This is a genomic window from Pandoraea commovens (assembly GCF_024704525.1).
GTDB classification, from domain to species: Bacteria; Pseudomonadota; Gammaproteobacteria; order Burkholderiales; family Burkholderiaceae; genus Pandoraea; species Pandoraea commovens.
This window is the reverse complement of the sequence record NZ_CP102780.1, coordinates 1517248-1535584: the sequence shown is the minus strand read 5'-3', so window position 1 is coordinate 1535584 and position 18337 is coordinate 1517248. Positions and strand designations below refer to the sequence as shown.

Genomic DNA, 18337 nt, shown 5'->3' with positions numbered 1-18337 from the left:
CCGTCACGGTCGCTCCGACGCCGGATCCGGCGAGCGCGACGTCACCGTGACGCGGCCATCCGGGCCGAAATGGGCGTTGAACATGCCTGGCGTGTTCACGCCGTCCTCAAGCCAGCGCCAACTCCACACCGTCTCCTTCTTCAGACGATATTCCGCGACCGTGGTCGGCTTGCCGAGCAGACGCCGCACGTCGTCCTGCGACATACCCGGCTGCACCTGCTGGAAGTTCTCCGCCGAGAGCGCCTGCGTCACGCTGCGCAGCTTGCCGTCGGCGGCGATGTCGACCATATAGGTCCGCAACCCGCCCGGTGAACGCGGATATTCGAGACGGCGCGAGCCGTCGTCGTTCTCCCATACGATCTCGGGCTTGCCCATCTGATCGCGCACCTGCGCCTCGGTCGTGACGCCCGGTTTGAGGTCGCGCAGCATCAGATCGTCCGGCTTGACGGCGTTGAACGTGTCCTGCGCCTTTTCACGCACCTTGTCGATTTGCTGCTGATCACAGCCGAACAGTCCCAACAGACTCGCAAGCAATCCCATAGCGACTCCCCAACGAAGGCCCCGGCGCACACCTGATTCGCGCGCCCCAAGTTCGAAATCGAGCGACGTTTTCATCGTTACCCTCCTCTGACTATTTGCCGGTCGTACATCCACGGCGCCGATGCAAAGACATCACTGCATCAGTCAAAGCGCCGGTTGAACAACACATCGAAGCCGGACAGCGAACCGGTGCGCAGCGCCAGTTGCCAGCGGCGCGATATCTGCCACGTGATTTTCACGATACTCGCTGCACTCGTCAGACTTTGCTCGTATCCCAACGAGAAGTTGTCCGAGATCGCCTTGCCGAGCTTGACCACCTGCTCGTCATCGGCCAAGCCGGAATCGCTGGTGCCGATGCTGAACTCGTCGATCCCCAGATCCTTGATGATGCGCTTGCCACCCGAGGCACCGAGCAACGCCGTGGCTGCACCCGCCATCGCCTGACGCTGGCCGAGACCCGCACCATCCGGACCATGCCCGAACATCAGCCACGACAGCTTCTCTTCGTCGGAGACGTTCGGCTCGGAGACGAGCGTCACACGCGGCTGGCGCACCGTGCCCGTCACCAGCACCCCGGCAGCAACTTCCTGATTGCGACGCATCGCCTGAATGTAGATGTTCGGGTTGCCCAGCGGGCCGACGAAGTTGATTTCCCCGCGCTCGATGGCGAGCTTGCGGTCAAACGCTTCGTACGTGCCTTCCGCCACCGTGATCGTGCCGGTGCCGCGCATCGGTGTGAGCGGATCGCTTTGCACACGCATACTGCCGCGCAGCAAAAGGTCTGCACCTGCGCCCACGAAGCGGAAATCGCGGCCCAGATTCACTTCGACGTTGATGTGCGGCGAGAACCGGCTGGCGGGCTTCTCGCTGATGCGCGCCGCTTCCTCCTTCGGATCGAGCGGCTTGGCCCGTGCCTGAGCGCCGCCACGCACCACCACGACGTCGTCGCCCAGCTTCGGCGCGGTCGTGGGCGGCAACGCGAAGCGCGCGCGATCCACGGTGAAGCTGCCGTTCACGGCGATCGCTTCGCCACTGCCCGTGGCCTTGGCCTCGCCCGTGAGCGACAACTGACGATCAGGTGCGGCGAAGAGCTGCAACTTGTCTGCGGCGAGCGTGATCGCGAGCGTCGGCTCAGGTGTGTCGAGACGGATATTGCCCGTTGCACGCGCCGTGCCACCGCCACCGCCGGTCACGACCACGTCGCGCAGCACGATCTCGGTCGGTGTGAGCGCGATGCGCATCCTGCCGTCCTTCACGCTCACGCCCGTGTCGAACATCTGCGCTGAAAGATCGTCGGCCGTCAGCTCCCCGGTCGGACGCGGCTTTGCTACCGTGCCCGCCAGTGCCACCTGCAAGTTGGCGCGGCCCTTGAAGGCGAACTGTGCTCCGGCGAGGTCTTCGAACTTCGAGAGGTTCGGAATCGCGACGGCGATGCGACCGGTGAGCGGCGCGTCGTCGGGTACGTCCGGAATACCGCCCTGCACGCGCAGCCCGGTTTGCACGTCAGCGTCGACCGTGCCGACCAGCGAGGACACGGCCTTGAGCGTCGTGTGCGCCGTCTGGCCCGACAGATCGATACGAGTGCGCAGCTCCGAGATGCCGAGCGGCACGCGTGCCCCTACGCCGCCCTTCTCCGCGCTCAGACCGGGAATGCCAGTGATCGTCACTTTGACGTGATCGTTCATGCCGCCGCGACGCAGCGTGACGTCACCACTGCGACGCACGATTTCCACGAACCCGTCCGCGCGCTGACCGGCGCTCACATTCCACTTGCCGTCGAGCACGAGGTCGCTGGCAATCGGCGGCACCTCGCCGGTGAACGTCTGAACGACACGCAGCACCTGCGCGACGTCGAGCGTGTCGATCGTGCCGGCGGTCTTCAGTTGGCCGCCGCCGTAATCGAAGTTCGCGAGCGAAAGCGCACCGGCCCCCGTCACGAGCTTCGCCGCACCGAGATGCACGCGCTGCGCGCTGGCTTCGATCTGCCACGGCGACGCGAGATTCAGCTTCGGCACGCCACGGTTTTCGAGCGTCTGGATCGTGCCCTTCCAACCCGGCTTGCCGCCTGCGTTGGTCACTGCACCCGATGCATCGAGATTCATGTCGAGCGGTGCTTCGCGCAACTTGCCCGCGGCCTTCAGATGCAGTGTGTGTGCACCGCGAGTACCCGCCAACGCCAATGACAGTTTGTCGAGTCGCGCGACGCTGCTCGCGAAACCCTGCCCGTCGAGCGTGACATTCAGACGATCGCTCGCGACGCCGGGGAAACCGCCGCTGACATCCACCTTACCGGCCAGATGCTCCAGCTTTTGCGCGCCGAACACGAGTTTGTCGGCGGCAAGCGTTGCGGCAACTACCGGGCGCTCCACCGTGCCCGAGACCTGGCCATCCAGTTGCAGTCGGCCTGCCAGACCGAAGCCCAGCTTATCGAGCGACGGGGCGTCAACGTTGACCGCCATCTTGTCGCCCGGCGCACCGAAGCTGCCCCGCAGCACGACCTTGTTCCCCGCGACGAGCAGGTTCGCATCGCTCGGCAACAAACGCGTGCCAGCGAGCTTCACGGTGCCCGCACCGCTCATCGGCAAGTCGGCGTAGACGCTGTCCTGCAACGCGAACTTCAGCGTCAGTCCGAAATCTGGACGCAGCGCGCCCTGTGCATCGAACTGACCGGTGACGCTGGCGACCGGTGTCTTTGTCCCGGCCTTTTGCGGGCCATAGAGGTCGTACCATGCGGCGGGATCGAAGCGCGTCAGTTTGATCTGCGCCTTGTAAGCGCCGGTGTCGCCGTTCTCCAGCACGCCGGTTGCCGCGACCTTGCCGTTGCCCGCATCGAGCGACAGCGCGTGAATCGTGGTGCCCTTCGCGTCGAGACCGACGTCGGCGAGCACACGACGGGCCGCATCGCGCCAGTCGAGCACGATGCGCTGGCCGGTCGCGTCGAGCTTGACGTCGAGCGGGCCGCCGAGCCTCGTCGCGGGCAGCTTGCCGTACAACGCGCGCAGGTCGAGGTCGCGCATCGTGAAGGCAAAGCCGCCGACGGTCGCTTCGGCATCGGCCGTGGTCCCATTCGTGGCCATCGCGGCGCTTGCGGTACTGGCTGCGCTTGCGGAAGACGTCGTCGGAGTAGCAGGCGCGGGCGCGCTTGCCGTCGCCGCCACCTTCTCCCGTCGCAACTCACCGCTGCCGGTCAGCACGGCGCGGCCTGCGAGTTTCAACTCGATGCCGGTCAATGCCTGACGCGTCGCATCGAGCAACACTTGCGTGCGCAGACTCTCCACTGGCAGCCAGCCCGCATCGATCGCACCGGGCTTCGCGTTGGTCACCGACACCGGACCCAGCACGCGGAATTCCTTTGCGCCCGGTTGCGGCCGCAAGTCGGCCTGCACTGCGAGGTCCGCCTGCGGCGCACCCGATGCGAAATCGCGCGGATTGAGGTGATCGAGCGCAATCTGCGCGCGCGAGAGCGGCACCGGACCGAACGGCGACGCCGCGATGTGCGCCGTCCCGTTCAGCTTCTCGCCGCTGGCCGTCAGGTCGACGACGAGAGCGTCGAGCGAGCCTGACAAATCGGCTTTGAGCGCGACGGGAATGTCACCCGCCTTGGCCTGCAATCCGACGTTGCCATTCAGCGCAAACGGACGCTGCCCGTTCAGTTGCAGACTGGCCTGCGCTTCGCCATACGGCGTGCCGAGATGCTCGATCTGCACCGTGTGCTGCGTGCCGTCGCTACGACCTGCGACGCGAATGTCTTCAAGCACGAGCGCGGGCGAGTGCAGCGTGAGCTTCGCCACGCGTACGTCGTTCAGCGTCAATCCCAACGGCAGACGCAGGCTTGTCGGCATCGTCGTCGGCGTGTTCGACGGCGGGGACGGCGCGAAAGCCAGATCCACATCGCCCGCATGGAGCTTGTCGACGGTGAAGTGCAGCGGCCGCAGGCCGAGATCCCAACGGCTTTCGAGTCGGCTGACAGTGATGCGCGTCGCACCATCCACGTAGCGCATGTCGTTGAGCGTGAAACCGTGCAACACGCTGCCGCTGCGCCATTCGCCGGAGAGCTTGCCGCCGAGCGTCGAGACGGCCGTCTGCCATAGCCAGCGGCTGCCGCGTTCGTTCGACATGGCCCACACCAGCGCGCCGATGGCGAGTACGACGATCAGCAGCAGCGCGAGGACGATGGCCGCGAGCGTACGTCCCCAGTGTCGGCGCCGTGGCGGCGGCGGTGTCGACGCGTTATCCGGCGGCGGAGTCCCGCTACCGTCCGTTCCCTGCATGCCGGAGCGCGTCAATGTGGGTTCCGTGGGTTCTCGCCCGGTGTCCTGTGCAACGCGACCGCCTTGGCGAACATCGGTCATGGCGGTCGTCGGCATCGAGGTATTGAGCAGCATCTTCATCATCAGAAGGCCACCCCCAGCGAGATCGACGGACGGAAACGCCGGTCATGCACGCCATATCCGAGATCGAGATTCACCGGGCCGACAGGGCTGCGCCAGCGCACCCCCAAACCGACACCGTGATACAGCGGTGTGGGATGACGATAGTCATCGGTCGCCGTACCCACGTCCCAAAACACTGCGCCGCCCCAATCGCGCGTGACCCAGCGCTGATATTCGAGACTTGCCGTCGCAAGGTACTTCGTCGGGAAGGTCGTGCCGTTCTGCTGACGGCCGATGCTCTGATAGGTGTAGCCGCGAATCGACGAGGTGCCCCCCGCGAAGAAGAGCAGCGACGACGGGATGCGGTTGCTGTTGCCGTTCGTCAGCACCGCGCCGAGTTCCAGGCGCGCCAGCACGAGATCGCGCTGTCCGACCGGGAAGTACTGGCGAATACGGCCGTAGAGCCGCGCGAAACTCTGATCGGTCAGCAGCGGCTTTGCGGCGAAGCCGAGCTGCGTGTTGATGATGTTGCCCTTGCGCGGAAAGATCAGGTCGTCGACATCGCGACGATTCCACGAGAACGCAGGTACGAGTGCCTTGTTGAGGAAACGCTCGCCACCATCGGGACGCTCGTCCGTACGATAGAAGTCCAGCGTGTACGCCCAGTCGTAACGCTCGCGCGAGCGCGCACGCTTGATGCCGACCTGCGTCGAGCGCTGGTCGAGACCGTTCAGATACGTGCGGTCGAACGACCCGCGCAGGCTGTTGGTGTAGGCGCTCTCGTCCGGTGGCATGCCGATTTCGGCGTAACCGCCCTGCCGGTACTGTTCGAGACGCGCTTGCGAGTCGAACGTCCACGCCTTGCCGAACAGGTTGTAGTAAGAGTAGCGCCCGTTGATGCTCGCGCCGGTGTCCGTCGTGTAGCCGACACCGGTTTGCACGCGCTGCTGGGGGAATTCGCGCACTTTCACTTCCACCGGCGCGAGTTCGGCCTTCGACGGGTCTTCCGTCACCGAGATGATCACGTTGGAAAAGTACGGCGTGGCCTGAATCTGGCGTTGTAGCTCCTGCAAGCGGTCAGCGTCGAAGGCCTCGCCCTCGGACAGCGGATTGACGTTGCGGATGATCTGCGCGGGATAGCGACGCGTGCCGGTGATCACCAGCGGCCCGAGCGTGAACGGCGGGCCGCTCTCGTAGGTCGCGGCGAGCGAGGCGGCATCGTTATCGGCGTCGACCACGGCGCGCGAGAACGTCATCTTCGCGGCGTGGTAGCGCTTCTGCCCGAGCTGGAACAGGGTGTCGTTCTTCGCCTTGTCCCAGTCGGACTGACGAAAGGGTGCGTCTACGGGCAGTTCCCAGGCGTTGCGCAACTGCTCGACGCGCTGCGGATCCTGCTCGGCGACCGGACCGGTGAACTTGAGATCGACTTCCTTGATATGCGTGCGGGGGCCAGCCTCGACCTTGATGTCGACGTCGCGCTTACCGTTGATGGTCGCCACGTCCACATGGGTGACAGGCGAGAAATAGCCTTCCGTGGACGTCAGTTCCTGCACCTGCTCGCCGATGGTGGCCACGATGTGCTCGAACTGGGCCTCACCGATGTCGTCGCGCGAGGCGTAGCGCACGACGTCGAGGTTGTCCTTCAGGAGCTTGGCGATGTCTTTGGGCGCGTCGACACGCACCCGATAGTCCGCTTGCGCCAGACCGGGTGCGCACAGGCCGCAAGCCAGCGCCGCCAGGCTCACCAGTCGGGTCGGCTGGTGGCGAATGCGCAGGAGATGCGGGAGTGAGCGTACTAATGAGCGTACTAATGAGCGAACCAATGGGCGTACTGAAATGCGCACGCCAAAGCGACGGCCAGCGTCGTGTCCGGATTTGATCTGCGAGACGGTCAAAACCTTCCTTGGAAATATCGCCGCCGGTGGTCCGGCGTGCCGTGAGGGGTGCTCAAACGCACGATGCCCGCCAGCATGGCACAACGAGACACCGCGCATTGCGTATGTGACTCGTATTTGAACATATCCGGGAGTACGGTTCACCCATGCGGCTTAAATTCGGGCGAATTGCCCAAAACGCCAAAACACCGAACGGCGACGGGTTTGCGGTAGAATCTGCGTCGATTGGCACCGTCAGGACGGTGCCGCTTTTGCCTATTTTTCAAGCAATCGACCATGTACGAGTCCGACATCACCCAATTCATCAAGCAACTCAAGACCGAGAAGCCGACGCTGGAAGCGGAGCAACGCAAGGGTCGTTCCCTGCTGTGGGACAAGCAACCGATTGATATGGAAGAGCGCAGCCGCGCCCAGCAATCGCGTGTGGCCCAGCAGCCGTACGTCTACCAAAGCGAGTAAATCGCCGCTCTCCGGCCGAGTTCCGCATTGAATCCGAGTACGCCCGACGATCCGTCGCTCACGCCCGACCCGATCCCCGAGATCGCGCCGGTGCCTGAGCACGTCGATCCCGTGGCGAGCAGTGCTGCCGACCAGACGCCGGACGATGGCCGAAACGACGGTTCGCAGGAGATTCCGGCCCAAGGCGAGCCTGTCGAAGCGGACAAGACCCACGCCGATGCCCCCGAAGGCGCAACCGGCGAAGCGCCACCCGCCGCAACGTCGCGCTCGGGAGGTGCGAGTGGTGCAAGTGGTGCCGGTGGTTCGGCCACCGAGCTGCCCGCGCCGCACGACGGGCAGGACTCCACGCCCGATACGGTCGACGGTGTAGCGCGTGCACGTCTTTACGGCGAGCCGCTGTTTGCGCTGCCGAACGATCTCTACATTCCGCCGGACGCCCTCGAGATCTTCCTCGAAGCCTTCGAAGGCCCGCTCGACTTGTTGCTGTATCTGATCCGCAAGCAGAACTTCAACGTGCTCGACATTCCGATGGCGCAGGTCACGAAGCAGTACCTGCTCTATGTGGAACAGATCCGCCGGACCAATCTGGAACTGGCATCCGAGTATCTGCTGATGGCGGCGATGCTCATCGAGATCAAGTCGCGCATGCTGCTGCCGGTGAAGAAGGCCGACACCGGTGAGGAAGCGGAAGATCCGCGCGCCGAACTGGTGCGTCGTCTGCTGGAGTACGAGCAGATGAAGCTTGCCGCGCAAAAGCTCGATACGCTGCCGGTGCTCGGCCGTGACTTCCTGCGCTCGCAGGTCTATATCGAGCAAAGCCTTCAGCCGCGTTTTCCCGATGTGGACGCCGAAGACCTGCGCGCCGCATGGGCCGAGGTACTGCGTCGCGCCAAGCTTGTTCAGCATCACAAGATTTCCCGCGAAGAACTGTCGGTGCGCGAGCATATGAGCCAGATTCTGCGACGTCTGCAAGGCGCGCGTTTCATGGAGTTCACCGAGCTCTTCGACGTCACGCGCGGCGTGCCGGTCGTGGTGGTCAACTTCATCGCCATGCTCGAACTCACGCGCGAGTCGCTGCTGGAGATCACGCAGGCCGAGCCGTTTGCGCCGATCTACGTCCGCCTGACTTACACCCCAAACTGAGCGCCCCATGAAAGTCATCCCCTCGATTCACGAACTGCGCGACCAACTGCGCGGACAGAATCGCGTCGCCTTCGTGCCCACGATGGGCAATCTGCACGAAGGCCACCTCTCGCTCATGCGACTCGCCCGCCAGCACGGCGATCCGGTCGTGGCCAGCATCTTCGTGAACCGTCTGCAATTCGGGCCGAACGAGGACTTCGACAAGTACCCGCGCACGATGTTGGACGACATCGAGAAGCTCACGCGCGAGAACGTCTACGTGCTGTTTGCGCCGGACGAGAAGGAGATGTATCCGGAGCCGCAGGAATACCGCGTCGAGCCGCCGCACGATCTGGGCGACATTCTCGAAGGAGAGTTCCGTCCCGGCTTCTTCAAGGGCGTATGCACGGTCGTGACCAAGCTGTTCTCGTGTGTGCAGCCGCGCGTGGCCGTGTTCGGCAAGAAGGACTACCAGCAACTGATGATCGTGCGCAGCATGTGCCGTCAGTTTGCACTGCCCATCGAAATCATCGCCGCTGAGACGGTGCGTGCCGACGACGGTCTCGCCCTGTCCTCGCGCAACCGCTATCTGTCTGACGCCGAGCGCGCGGAAGCGCCGCAGTTGTACCGTCTGCTGAATGAAATCCGCGACACCGTGAACGGTGGCAGCACCGACTACGCGGCGCTCGAAGCGTCGGCTATGAAGACGCTGACCGAACGTGGCTGGAAGCCAGACTACGTGTCGATTCGCCAGCGCGCCAATCTGCGCGTGCCCGCCCCCGGCGCGGCACCGGCAGAAAGCCTGGTGGTGCTCGCCGCCGCCAAACTGGGCGCAACGCGTCTGATCGACAACCTCGAAATTTGAGCGCCGGGCCCACCGCGCACGGTCGAGCAACCAGCACGACCGCCGCGAAGGGCTCCAGGCGCAAGCCGTGCGCGTGTCGGCACTTCGTCGATTCCGCGCGCACATTCTTCGTCGCGCAGCGTGCGCGGCATCGCAACACATCGCAACACAAGAGGCACGCCATGTACCGCACCATGCTCAAGTCGAAGATCCACCGCGCCACCGTAACGCATTGCGAATTGCATTACGAAGGCTCGTGCGCGATCGACGAAAACCTGCTCGAAGCCTCGGGCCTTGTCGAAAATGAGCAAATCGACATCTTCAACGTCAACAACGGCGAACGTTTCACGACCTATGCCATTCGCGGCGAGCGCGGCAGCGGCATGATCTCGCTCAACGGCGCGGCCGCACGTCGTGCGCAGCTCGGCGACATCGTGATCATCGTGTCGTACGCACAAGTCGAGGAAAAGGAAGTGCTGGCAGGCTTCAAGCCCAAGCTGGTGTTCGTCGACGAGAAGAACGTGCAAAAGGGCGAGCGCGATCACGTGCCGCTGCAAGCGTGGGAAGAAACCCGCGCCTTCGAAGCCGCCCAGGCTGCGAAGTAAGGCAACGCGCCGGATACCGGCGCAGCCCAAAGAAAAAGGGACCTGCGGGTCCCTTTTTTTATCTCGCCACGAACTCGGTGATGCCATCCCACTGCGGCAGGTCGCGCTCGACGCGCCCCGGCGCGACATCCCACAACGTCAGCCCATGCGCGGCGAGCTGCACGTAGTTCTGCGTGTTACGCAGCATGCCGAGCACCGGCAGACCCGCCTCCTCGCAGTAGCGCGAGAGCTGATCGGCCGCCCGGGTGCGAGCGTCCACACGCATCCCGACCACACCGATGCGCACGTCGCCCTGACGCACCGCCTTCTCTTCGCCCAGCTTCTGAAGAAAATCGCGCGTGGCGAGGATATCGAAGATCGACGGTTGCAACGGCACCAGAATGTGGTCCGCGAGCTTGAGGATCGACTCGAGACGCTTGCCGTGCAAACCCGCAGGCGTATCGAGCACTGCGTGCGTGGTGCCCTTGGGCGGACGCGCCACCTCGTTGTGGTCGACATCCCAGGTGGCGATCGGGCGCAGCGCCGGTGGACGCAGCCCCAGCCAGGCGCGCGAGGACTGCTGACGATCCGTGTCGCCCAGCATGACGGCATGGCCCTGCGCGGCGAGATAGCCCGCCAGATTCGTCGCCAGCGTGCTCTTGCCCACGCCACCCTTTGGATTCGCCACCACAATCACCGGCATTGCAGACTCCCCGAGGTCGATTTTCGCCAATATTACAACGGGTCGATGACGGAGCCGCTTCCGCCGGGTTCGGTCGAGTCCTGGCCGGACCTCAGCACGCCGTCCAGACGCGCGCGAGCTGCATGCCCACCAGCCTCCCTGCTAGCGCAGACAGGCCCACACGCGCGGCAAATCCAGATGCGCGGCAAACGCGTCGGCCAATCGGTCCAGCGACGCCTCGCGCAGCGCGTTGTAGTCCTGCACCGCCAGATCGCGTGCGCCCGCCCACGCGAGCAGCGCTTGCAGTGCATCAGGGGTGTCGAACAGGCCGTGCAGATACGTCCCCATGACCTGATCGTCGGCCGAGCGGGCACCGTCGGCGACCGGGGCTTGTTCGCCACGGTCCAGCCAGACCGCAGGACGCGCAAGCGCCGCCCCGCGCGTCACCCCCATATGGATCTCGTAGCCGTTCACCGGCGCGTCGCCAGCGGTGAGACGTCCGGCCACCACGCGCAATTGCTTCTGGGTCTCCATGGTGGTTTCGATCTCCAGCCAGCCAAGACCCGAGGTCGTACCCGCATCGCCTTCTAACCCAAGCGGGTCGTGAATCGCAGCACCCAGCATCTGCAAGCCCCCGCAGATGCCCAGCACTTTGCCGCCATAGCGTAGATGCCGCGCTATCGCCGATTCCCAGCCTTGTGCGCGCAACCACGCGAGATCGGCACGCACGTGCTTGCTCCCGGGCAGGATCACGAGATCGCTGGCGGGCCACGCCTCGCCCGCACCGACATAACGGAAATCGACTTGCGGATGCGCACGCAAGGCGTCGAAATCGGTGTGATTGCTGATGCGCGGCAAGGCGGGTACGGTCACGCGCAGACGCGTCTCGCCGCTCGCGGCCTTGTGACGTTCGCCTGGCAGCATGTCCTCGCCGTCGAGATACAGCCCGTGCAGGTACGGCAACACACCCAGCACCGGGATGCCCGTCTTCGTCTCCAGCCATTCCAGCCCGCTCGTGAGCAATGACGGATCGCCGCGAAAGCGATTGATGACGAAGCCCTTGATACGCGCACTTTCACTGTCCGACAGACACGCCAGCGTGCCGATCAATTGCGCGAAAACGCCTCCCCGATCAATGTCGGCGACGAGCAGCACCGGAGCATCGACTGCCTCGGCGAAGCCCATGTTCGCGATGTCGCGCGCGCGCAGGTTCACCTCAGCCGGACTGCCCGCGCCCTCGACCAGCACGGCGTCGTACCCCGTGCGCAGACGCTCGTACGCGGCCAGCACCGCCGCCATCGCGCGAGGCTTGTACTCCTGATACGCACGCGCATCGAGATCGGCCAGGACCTTGCCGCCGATGATGACCTGTGCGCCCCGGTCGCTGCTCGGCTTGAGCAGCACGGGATTGAAGTCGGTATGCGGGGCGACGCCTGCTGCTTGGGCCTGCAACGCTTGTGCGCGCCCGATCTCGCCGCCGTCGGCCGTCACGGCGCTATTGAGCGCCATGTTCTGCGGCTTGAAGGGGGCGACGCGCACGCCCTCGCGCAACAGCAGACGACAAAGACCGGCAACGACCGTGCTCTTGCCCGCATCCGACGACGTCCCCTGAATCATCAGGGTGCCGCGACGCGAGCCGCCGGGTGCTTCGAATTTGACAGGGATTTCACTCATGACGCGGATTATCGCATCGGGCGCTCGTACAATATCCGCCATGACCGACCCTGTCCCGAACTCCCCCGATCTCACCTTCGTACTCGGCGGCGCGCGCTCCGGCAAGAGCGCGTTCGCCGAACGTCTCGCCACGCAGAGCGGCCTGCCCGTGACCTATGTCGCGACGGCCGCCGTGACCGCCGAACCCGAGATGCAGGCGCGCATTGCGCATCACCGGGCGAGCCGTCCGGGACATTGGGAGACGGTGGAAGCCGGACGCGAGCTGTCAGACACACTGAGGGAAGTCGCACGGGACGGTCATTGCGTGCTTGTTGACTGCTTGCCGCTGTGGCTCGCGGGCTGGCTGTGTCCGCCGGACGATCACCCCGAGGGACCTGCGACGGAAGCGCAGTGGCAAAGCGTCGTCGACACGCTCGCGCAGACGCTGCTTTCGCTCCCCGGCAAGATCGTCGTCGTCAGCAATGAAATCGGTCTGGGCGTGATCCCGATGGGTGCGCTCACGCGGCGTTATGTCGATGAACTCGGACGTCTCAACCAGCGTGTCGCCGCGCTGGCACCGCACGTGCGTTTCGTGGTCGCCGGGCTGCCGATGGCCATCAAGGGATAAGAGAAAACAGGAGTCACTCGCCGATGCTCACAGGACTCGCGCCCGAATCGCTCTGGCTCGCCGCATTGATCGGCGTGTTGCTCGACGCCTGGCTCGGCGAGCCGCGACGCTGGCACCCGCTGGTCGGCTTCGGCTATATCGCCAACGGTGTCGAGGCATGGCTTAACGATCCCGAGGTGCGCGACAAGCCGTTCAGCGCCATGACACGTGGCGCGTGGGCGTGGTGCCTCATGCTCGTGATTCCCGTACTGATCGCGTGGGCGCTGACGTTCCTGCCGGGCTGGGGCGGCATCGTCTGGCAAGCGCTGGCGTTGTACGCGGCGCTCGGTGCCCGCAGTCTGCGCGAACACGTCGCGCCCATTGCTCATGCCCTGCGCGACGGCGATCTGACACAGGCACGCGCCCTCACGGCACGCATCGTCTCACGCGATACGGAAGACGCTAACGCCTCCGATCTCGCGCGCGCCGCCGTCGAATCTACGTTGGAGAACGGCAACGACGCCATCTTCGGCGCGCTCTTCTGGTTTGCGATTGCCGGTGCGCCCGGCGTCGTGCTGTTCCGTCTGGCCAATACGCTCGACGCGATGTGGGGCTATCGCACCGACAAGTTTCTATATTTCGGCCGCCCGGCGGCGCGCATCGACGACGTCCTCAACTGGATTCCCGCGCGATTGACGGCAGCGAGCTACGCGATCTTTGGCGACGTGGCGCGTGCCATCGATTGCTGGCGCACGCAGGCCAGCGCGTGGTCCAGCCCCAACGCCGGTCCCGTGATGGCCGCCGGTGCGGGTAGCCTCGGCGTTCAGCTTGGCGGCCCGGCGCGATATCACGGTGAGTGGGAGACGCGTCCGCCGCTTGGTTGCGGCATGGAACCCTCCGCACAACACATCAAGGCGGCGTGGCGGCTGATCTCCCGTTCCATGTGGATGTGGCTGATCGTCACAGGCGCGCTCGCGCTGTTCGCTGCATCGCAGGCCGATGCCATGCCCACCACACTGCTGTAATTGTCTTTCCGCTCGTCATGTCTGCATCATCCGCTGCACCCACTGCACCCTCATCGTCTCCCTCCGACGCCCCGCGCCACGGCGGCAATCTCGGCGAAGCCATCCGCCGGTTTGGGCGGCCGCGCGAAGACTGGCTGGATCTGTCGACCGGCATCAATCCCGTGGGATATCCGGTGCCGATGCCACCACCGAGTGTCTGGCGTGATCTCCCCGACGCCTTCGACGACCTGTGCGACGTGGCCGCGCGCTATTACGGCGTGCCGGTGGACACCGTCGTGCCCTGCGCCGGTTCGCAGGCGGTCATCCGCGCGCTGCCCGCGCTGCTTCGACCGGGACGCGTCGCCGTCGCATCCCTCACGTACAGCGAATACGCACCGGCATTCGCGCACGCCGGACACACGCTCGTCCCATGGCTCGGACCGGAAGCTGGCTTGCCGGATGTCGACTACCTCGTCTGGGTCAACCCCGACAATCCCACGACGCGATCCGTCTCACGTGAGACGCTCGCCCAATGGCAAGCACAACTGACGGCGCGCGGCGGCATGCTGATCGTCGACGAAGCCTTTGCGGACGTATCCCCTGCTACGTCGATGACGCCCCACGCGGGCGAAGACGGCCTCGTCATCCTGCGCTCGGTCGGCAAGTTCTTCGGACTGGCGGGGATCCGTGCGGGCTTCGCCTTGTGCCCGAAAGGGCTTGGCACACGTCTGACCGAACGGCTCGGTGCATGGACGATCAGCGGTCCGGCAAGGTTCGCAGTGCGAACCGCTCTGAGCGACACGGCGTGGCAACTGGCGACGCGGGAACGTTTGTTGCGGGAAGGTGAACGACTGTTATCGCTGTTGCGCGACCAGCGCTGGCCAACGGTCGGCACACCGCTATTTGCCTGGACGGCGCATGCGCTCGCGCCGCAATGGCACGCGCAACTGGCAGAACAAGGCGTATGGACGCGCTTGTTCGATGCACGCCCGATCTCGTTGGTGGATGGCATCGAAACGCTGCCGAGCCTGCGTTTGGGCCTGCCCGCGACTGAAGACGAATGGCAGCGGCTGGTGGGTGCACTGACGGCGCTGCGTCCCGGATTCCGTCGTGAATGACGTTTTCGGGAACTGACGCAGATCGGACCCATCCAATTTTCCCGTTATGCTTCAGAACGGGTGTACGTTGCCCGGGGATATCCCACGAATGGCCGAGTGACTGCCCAGAGGCTGCTTACGCGGTATTAAATAACGGGTGTTCCTGTCGTTTTCGTTACAAATTGAAGCATTTCTGCAACAAATGCACACAGTCATCGCCGAAGGGCGCCGCTAGACTGAAGGTTCTTTCGCAAGGGCTTTCCCCAATCAAAAGGACGACCAAATGAAAAAACTGCCTCTGTTGCTCGCCACGCTTCTGACCGCCACTATCGTGACGGTGGGTTGCTCCAAAAAGGAAGACCAATCGGCCGCCCCGGCAGCTGACACGACTACGACCGCACCGGCACCGGCTGCGGCCAGCGATGCAGGCGGCGGCGCCATGAGCGCCCCGGCTTCGGACGCAGGTGCCGCAGCACCCGCACCGGCATCGAACTGACGCTACACCGCGTTAGACACCGCGCCCCCTGAACGCTTCGGCGTCAGGGGGCGCGGTCGTTTCGGTCGACGGGTTCTTGTCGACGGCCTGGATCGGCGCGTTACCTCACCACAGCTACCCCTGCGTCGAGCACGCCGTAGGCTTGCACCTTGCTAGTGCTCGTTGCACTGGTTCCCGATCCAGACCCACCGCCCGGCGCAGCGCACCCGGCGAGCATCGCGACCAACACCAGCGCCGCAGCGCCCACTATTCCCATATTTCGCTTCACGACGTCGACTCCTTCAGTTCTATCCGGCACGGCTGGCATGCCGCCGAATGCCACGCATCTTTCGACACCCGTTGCGTGACATCGGTTCGCAGGACGGTCTTTCAAACGCTTGTCGCCGCGCACCAACCCGCAGAAAATGGCGAGTCCGTAGCGGGAATGATCTCATTTTTCGACGTTTCTTTATCGACGCGTCTCGCACCCGCCTGCCCTTACACCTGTCTCGCTTCGCGCTCATCGAACGCATCGCCCCCATGTCGCTGATATCGCTGCCCCGCCCGGCCATGCTCACCCGCCTACGCGTTCAGACGCTTGCCCTCGCCATCGCCTGCCTCGCAGGTGCGCCCCTGTCCGGCGCACATGCCGCCGTCTCCGTGAAAGACGACTCCGGCGCGACCGTCACGTTGCCTGCCCCGGCGCAACGCGTGGTCAGTCTGTCCCCGCACGCCACGGAGTTGCTGTTCGCCGCCGGTGCGGGCGACAAGGTCGTGGGCGTGGTGAAGTACTCCGACTACCCCGAGGCGGCGCAGCGCCTGCCGCACGTGGGCGATAACAGCGCGCTCGATCTCGAACGCATTCTCGCACTCAAGCCCGATCTGCTCGTCGTGTGGATGCACGGCAATTCGCAGCGTCAGGTCGAGGCGCTGCGTCAGTTGAAGTTGCCCGTGTTCTATTCGGAGCCGAAACATCTGACGGATCTGCCAGCCGCAATCGAGACGCTCGGCACACTGATGGGCACGCCTGCCAGGGCGAAGGAATCCGCAGACGCTTTCCGTGCGCGCTATGAAGCGTTGCGCAAGCAATATGCGTCGCGCGCGCCCGTGCCGGTGTTCTATCAGGTGTGGACGCAGCCGCTCATGACGCTGAACGGCACGCATATGGTGAGCGACGTGATCCGCCTGTGCGGCGGTGTGAATGTCTTCGCGGACGAATCGGCGCTTGTGCCGCGCGTGTCCATCGAAGCGGTGCTGGCCAAAGCGCCGGAAGCGATGTTCACCTCGACGCCCGGGGCCACGAAGTCCGACAAGCCGCTGGCCACGCTGGATAACTGGCGCAAGTGGCCGCAACTCCCGGCCGTCGCGCACAACAATCTGTTCGGCATCGACGGCGACCTCATCAACCGTCCCAGCCCGCGCATTCTCGATGGCGCCCGCACGATGTGCGAAGACCTCGATATCGCACGCTCGCGTCGGACGGCTTCGGCGAAGTAAATCGGCCAAACAAGGCGGCCAACAAGGCGGCCAGCGAAGCGGCAGCAGCGACGTGCGGTTACACGTGCGTTTGCACGTTCCAGTGAATCAGACGCGCGTTGCCGTCGTCGGCAATATGCAGATGACAGATGCTGCCGAAGTCGAGTGCCCACGACAGGCACGTGGTCGTCGGCAGACGCAACGCCGTGGCCATGTGCAGACGGATCGGCCCGGCGTGACCGATCACAACGTGCACCTCGTCGTTGTCCGATGCCTGCGAGCGCAACTCACGCGCCCACGTGTCCACGCGCACCACAACGTCGCGGGCCGACTCGCCGCCGGGCGGCGCAAAGCCAGCGATGTTTTGTGCCCACGCGTCGAGCGCACTGCGATGGATCTCGTCCCATGCACGCATTTCCCACTCGCCGAAGTGCATCTCGGCGAGGCGGGTATCGACGTGATGCGGCGCATGAAACATAGACGACAGCCAACTTGCCGGGATTCGCGCGCGCGTCAGATGACTGCTGTGCACCGCAGTCACCGGCCGGTCTCCGATAGCACTGCGGATTCGCGCGACCAGCGTCCCATGTTGAATAGGTTCGATTAGCGGCACATCCGTCTGACCGTAGCAGACACCCGACGCCACATCGGGCTGCGGATGACGCACCAGAATCAGATCCATGCGCACACCGTGAGATAGAGCGCCAGCTCGCCGAGTTGCTGCGCGAAGCCCAGCGTGTCGCCGGTGTAGCCACCGAGGCGTCGGCGCAGATAGCGGATGAACGCCGCACGCAATGCGATCAGAACTACCAGGCTGGTCACACCGGCTCGCCAATCGGGCCATAGCCACCACGGCGCGCTGCAAAGTACACCGAACATCAGTCCGGCGAGACTCAGCCGTTGCGCCACCGGCTTCGCCTTGCCTTCGGGACGCACGTAGTCGAGGGCGCGCAGCAGACTGATTGCCATGCTACGGCTCGCCGCATGCGCGCCGATCAGCACCACGGCAAAGCCCCCCCACCCGACCGACGCCTGAATGTCAACGAGCGCCTGCCACTTGACCGCCAGCGCGAGCCACAGCGCCACAGCGCCGTAAGTCCCGATGCGCGAATCGTGCATGATCTCCAGCACGCGCTCGCGCTCGAACGCCCCACCGAACGCGTCGACGGAATCGGCCAGTCCGTCTTCGTGAAATGCGCCCGTGAGCAACACGCTCACACCCAGCCCCAGCGCAATGGCGAGATGCGGCGACCAGAGGTGTCCCATCGCCACCGTCAACAACGCCACCAGCGCACCGACGAACACGCCGACGAGCGGGAAATACCGCGTCGCGGCGTTCAGTTGCTCAGGCGAATAACCCACCCACTGCGGAATCGGCACACGCGTGAAGAATCCGAGCGCGGTCAGGAACAGACGCAACTGTCCCCGGAATCCGCCGAACGAGACCCGCACGCGATCCTGCACCACAGGCACATGTGTCGGCGGTACCGTGTCGTCGGAAGGATCGGGGGCGGAGGTCGTCATTC

At 64.7% G+C, this 18337-nt stretch carries 16 protein-coding genes; 9 read left to right on the top strand and 7 right to left on the bottom strand.

Annotated elements, in window-relative coordinates:
- Nucleotides 1-3 precede the first annotated feature (3 nt).
- The 3 genes from bamE to NTU39_RS07445 form a co-directional block, all read right to left on the bottom strand.
- A complete protein-coding gene (bamE, locus tag NTU39_RS07455; RefSeq protein WP_150665303.1) occupies nt 4-540 on the bottom strand; it encodes an outer membrane protein assembly factor BamE domain-containing protein in 537 nt (178 codons plus the stop codon).
- A 140-nt stretch (nt 541-680) separates the two neighbouring features.
- Nucleotides 681-4934, bottom strand: coding sequence for a translocation/assembly module TamB domain-containing protein (locus NTU39_RS07450; protein ID WP_257959585.1), 4254 nt, complete (start codon nt 4932-4934; stop codon nt 681-683).
- The gene (locus tag NTU39_RS07445) at nt 4934-6658 is read right to left on the bottom strand and encodes an autotransporter assembly complex protein TamA (RefSeq protein ID WP_257959584.1); all 1725 of its coding nucleotides are present in this window, start codon (nt 6656-6658) and stop codon (nt 4934-4936) included. Before NTU39_RS07445 ends, NTU39_RS07450 begins: the two co-directional genes overlap by 1 nt.
- A gap of 426 nt (nt 6659-7084) precedes the next feature.
- Here NTU39_RS07445 and NTU39_RS07440 point away from each other — a divergent pair, with 426 nt between their 5' ends.
- The 4 genes from NTU39_RS07440 to panD all read left to right on the top strand — a co-directional run bounded on the left by NTU39_RS07440 (nt 7085) and on the right by panD (nt 9838).
- On the top strand, nt 7085-7267 hold the full coding sequence (locus tag NTU39_RS07440) for a DUF3460 family protein (RefSeq protein WP_150577487.1): 183 nt from the start codon (nt 7085-7087) through the stop codon (nt 7265-7267).
- Nucleotides 7268-7582: 315 nt separating this feature from the next.
- The gene (locus NTU39_RS07435; RefSeq protein ID WP_044457839.1) at nt 7583-8410 is read left to right on the top strand and encodes a segregation and condensation protein A; all 828 of its coding nucleotides are present in this window, start codon (nt 7583-7585) and stop codon (nt 8408-8410) included.
- 7 nt (nt 8411-8417) lie between these two features.
- A complete protein-coding gene (panC, locus tag NTU39_RS07430) occupies nt 8418-9254 on the top strand; it encodes a pantoate--beta-alanine ligase (protein WP_150665098.1) in 837 nt (278 codons plus the stop codon).
- Nucleotides 9255-9415: 161 nt separating this feature from the next.
- Nucleotides 9416-9838: an aspartate 1-decarboxylase gene (gene panD / locus NTU39_RS07425; RefSeq protein WP_047907323.1), complete on the top strand. Its 423-nt coding sequence runs from the start codon at nt 9416-9418 to the stop codon at nt 9836-9838.
- Between the two features lie 58 nt (nt 9839-9896).
- Here the strand turns inward: panD and NTU39_RS07420 are convergent, their stop codons facing one another.
- Together NTU39_RS07420 and NTU39_RS07415 are read right to left on the bottom strand one after the other, a co-directional pair.
- A complete protein-coding gene (locus NTU39_RS07420; RefSeq protein ID WP_257959583.1) occupies nt 9897-10520 on the bottom strand; it encodes a nucleotide-binding protein in 624 nt (207 codons plus the stop codon).
- A 141-nt stretch (nt 10521-10661) separates the two neighbouring features.
- Nucleotides 10662-12173, bottom strand: coding sequence for a cobyric acid synthase (locus NTU39_RS07415; RefSeq protein ID WP_257959582.1), 1512 nt, complete (start codon nt 12171-12173; stop codon nt 10662-10664).
- Between the two features lie 40 nt (nt 12174-12213).
- Between NTU39_RS07415 and cobU the strand changes: the two genes are divergently transcribed.
- The 5 genes from cobU (at nt 12214) to NTU39_RS07390 (ending at nt 16832) form a co-directional block, all read left to right on the top strand.
- Complete coding sequence (gene cobU / locus NTU39_RS07410) at nt 12214-12780, top strand: bifunctional adenosylcobinamide kinase/adenosylcobinamide-phosphate guanylyltransferase (protein ID WP_150665101.1); 567 nt, start codon at nt 12214-12216, stop codon at nt 12778-12780.
- 23 nt (nt 12781-12803) lie between these two features.
- A complete protein-coding gene (gene cbiB, locus NTU39_RS07405; protein ID WP_257959581.1) occupies nt 12804-13784 on the top strand; it encodes an adenosylcobinamide-phosphate synthase CbiB in 981 nt (326 codons plus the stop codon).
- A gap of 17 nt (nt 13785-13801) precedes the next feature.
- Nucleotides 13802-14881 (top strand): threonine-phosphate decarboxylase CobD, encoded by a 1080-nt coding sequence (gene cobD / locus NTU39_RS07400; RefSeq protein WP_257959580.1) that lies wholly within the window; start codon nt 13802-13804, stop codon nt 14879-14881.
- 262 nt (nt 14882-15143) lie between these two features.
- Nucleotides 15144-15356: a hypothetical protein gene (locus tag NTU39_RS07395; RefSeq protein WP_150665104.1), complete on the top strand. Its 213-nt coding sequence runs from the start codon at nt 15144-15146 to the stop codon at nt 15354-15356.
- Between the two features lie 519 nt (nt 15357-15875).
- On the top strand, nt 15876-16832 hold the full coding sequence (locus tag NTU39_RS07390; RefSeq protein ID WP_257959579.1) for a cobalamin-binding protein: 957 nt from the start codon (nt 15876-15878) through the stop codon (nt 16830-16832).
- A 58-nt stretch (nt 16833-16890) separates the two neighbouring features.
- Here NTU39_RS07390 and cobC read toward each other — a convergent pair whose 3' ends face one another.
- Together cobC and NTU39_RS07380 are read right to left on the bottom strand one after the other, a co-directional pair.
- Nucleotides 16891-17493, bottom strand: a complete 603-nt coding sequence (gene cobC, locus NTU39_RS07385; RefSeq protein WP_257959578.1) for an alpha-ribazole phosphatase family protein — start codon at nt 17491-17493, stop codon at nt 16891-16893.
- The gene (locus NTU39_RS07380; RefSeq protein ID WP_257959577.1) at nt 17484-18335 is read right to left on the bottom strand and encodes an adenosylcobinamide-GDP ribazoletransferase; all 852 of its coding nucleotides are present in this window, start codon (nt 18333-18335) and stop codon (nt 17484-17486) included. Before NTU39_RS07380 ends, cobC begins: the two co-directional genes overlap by 10 nt.
- Nucleotides 18336-18337: the final 2 nt, after the last annotated feature.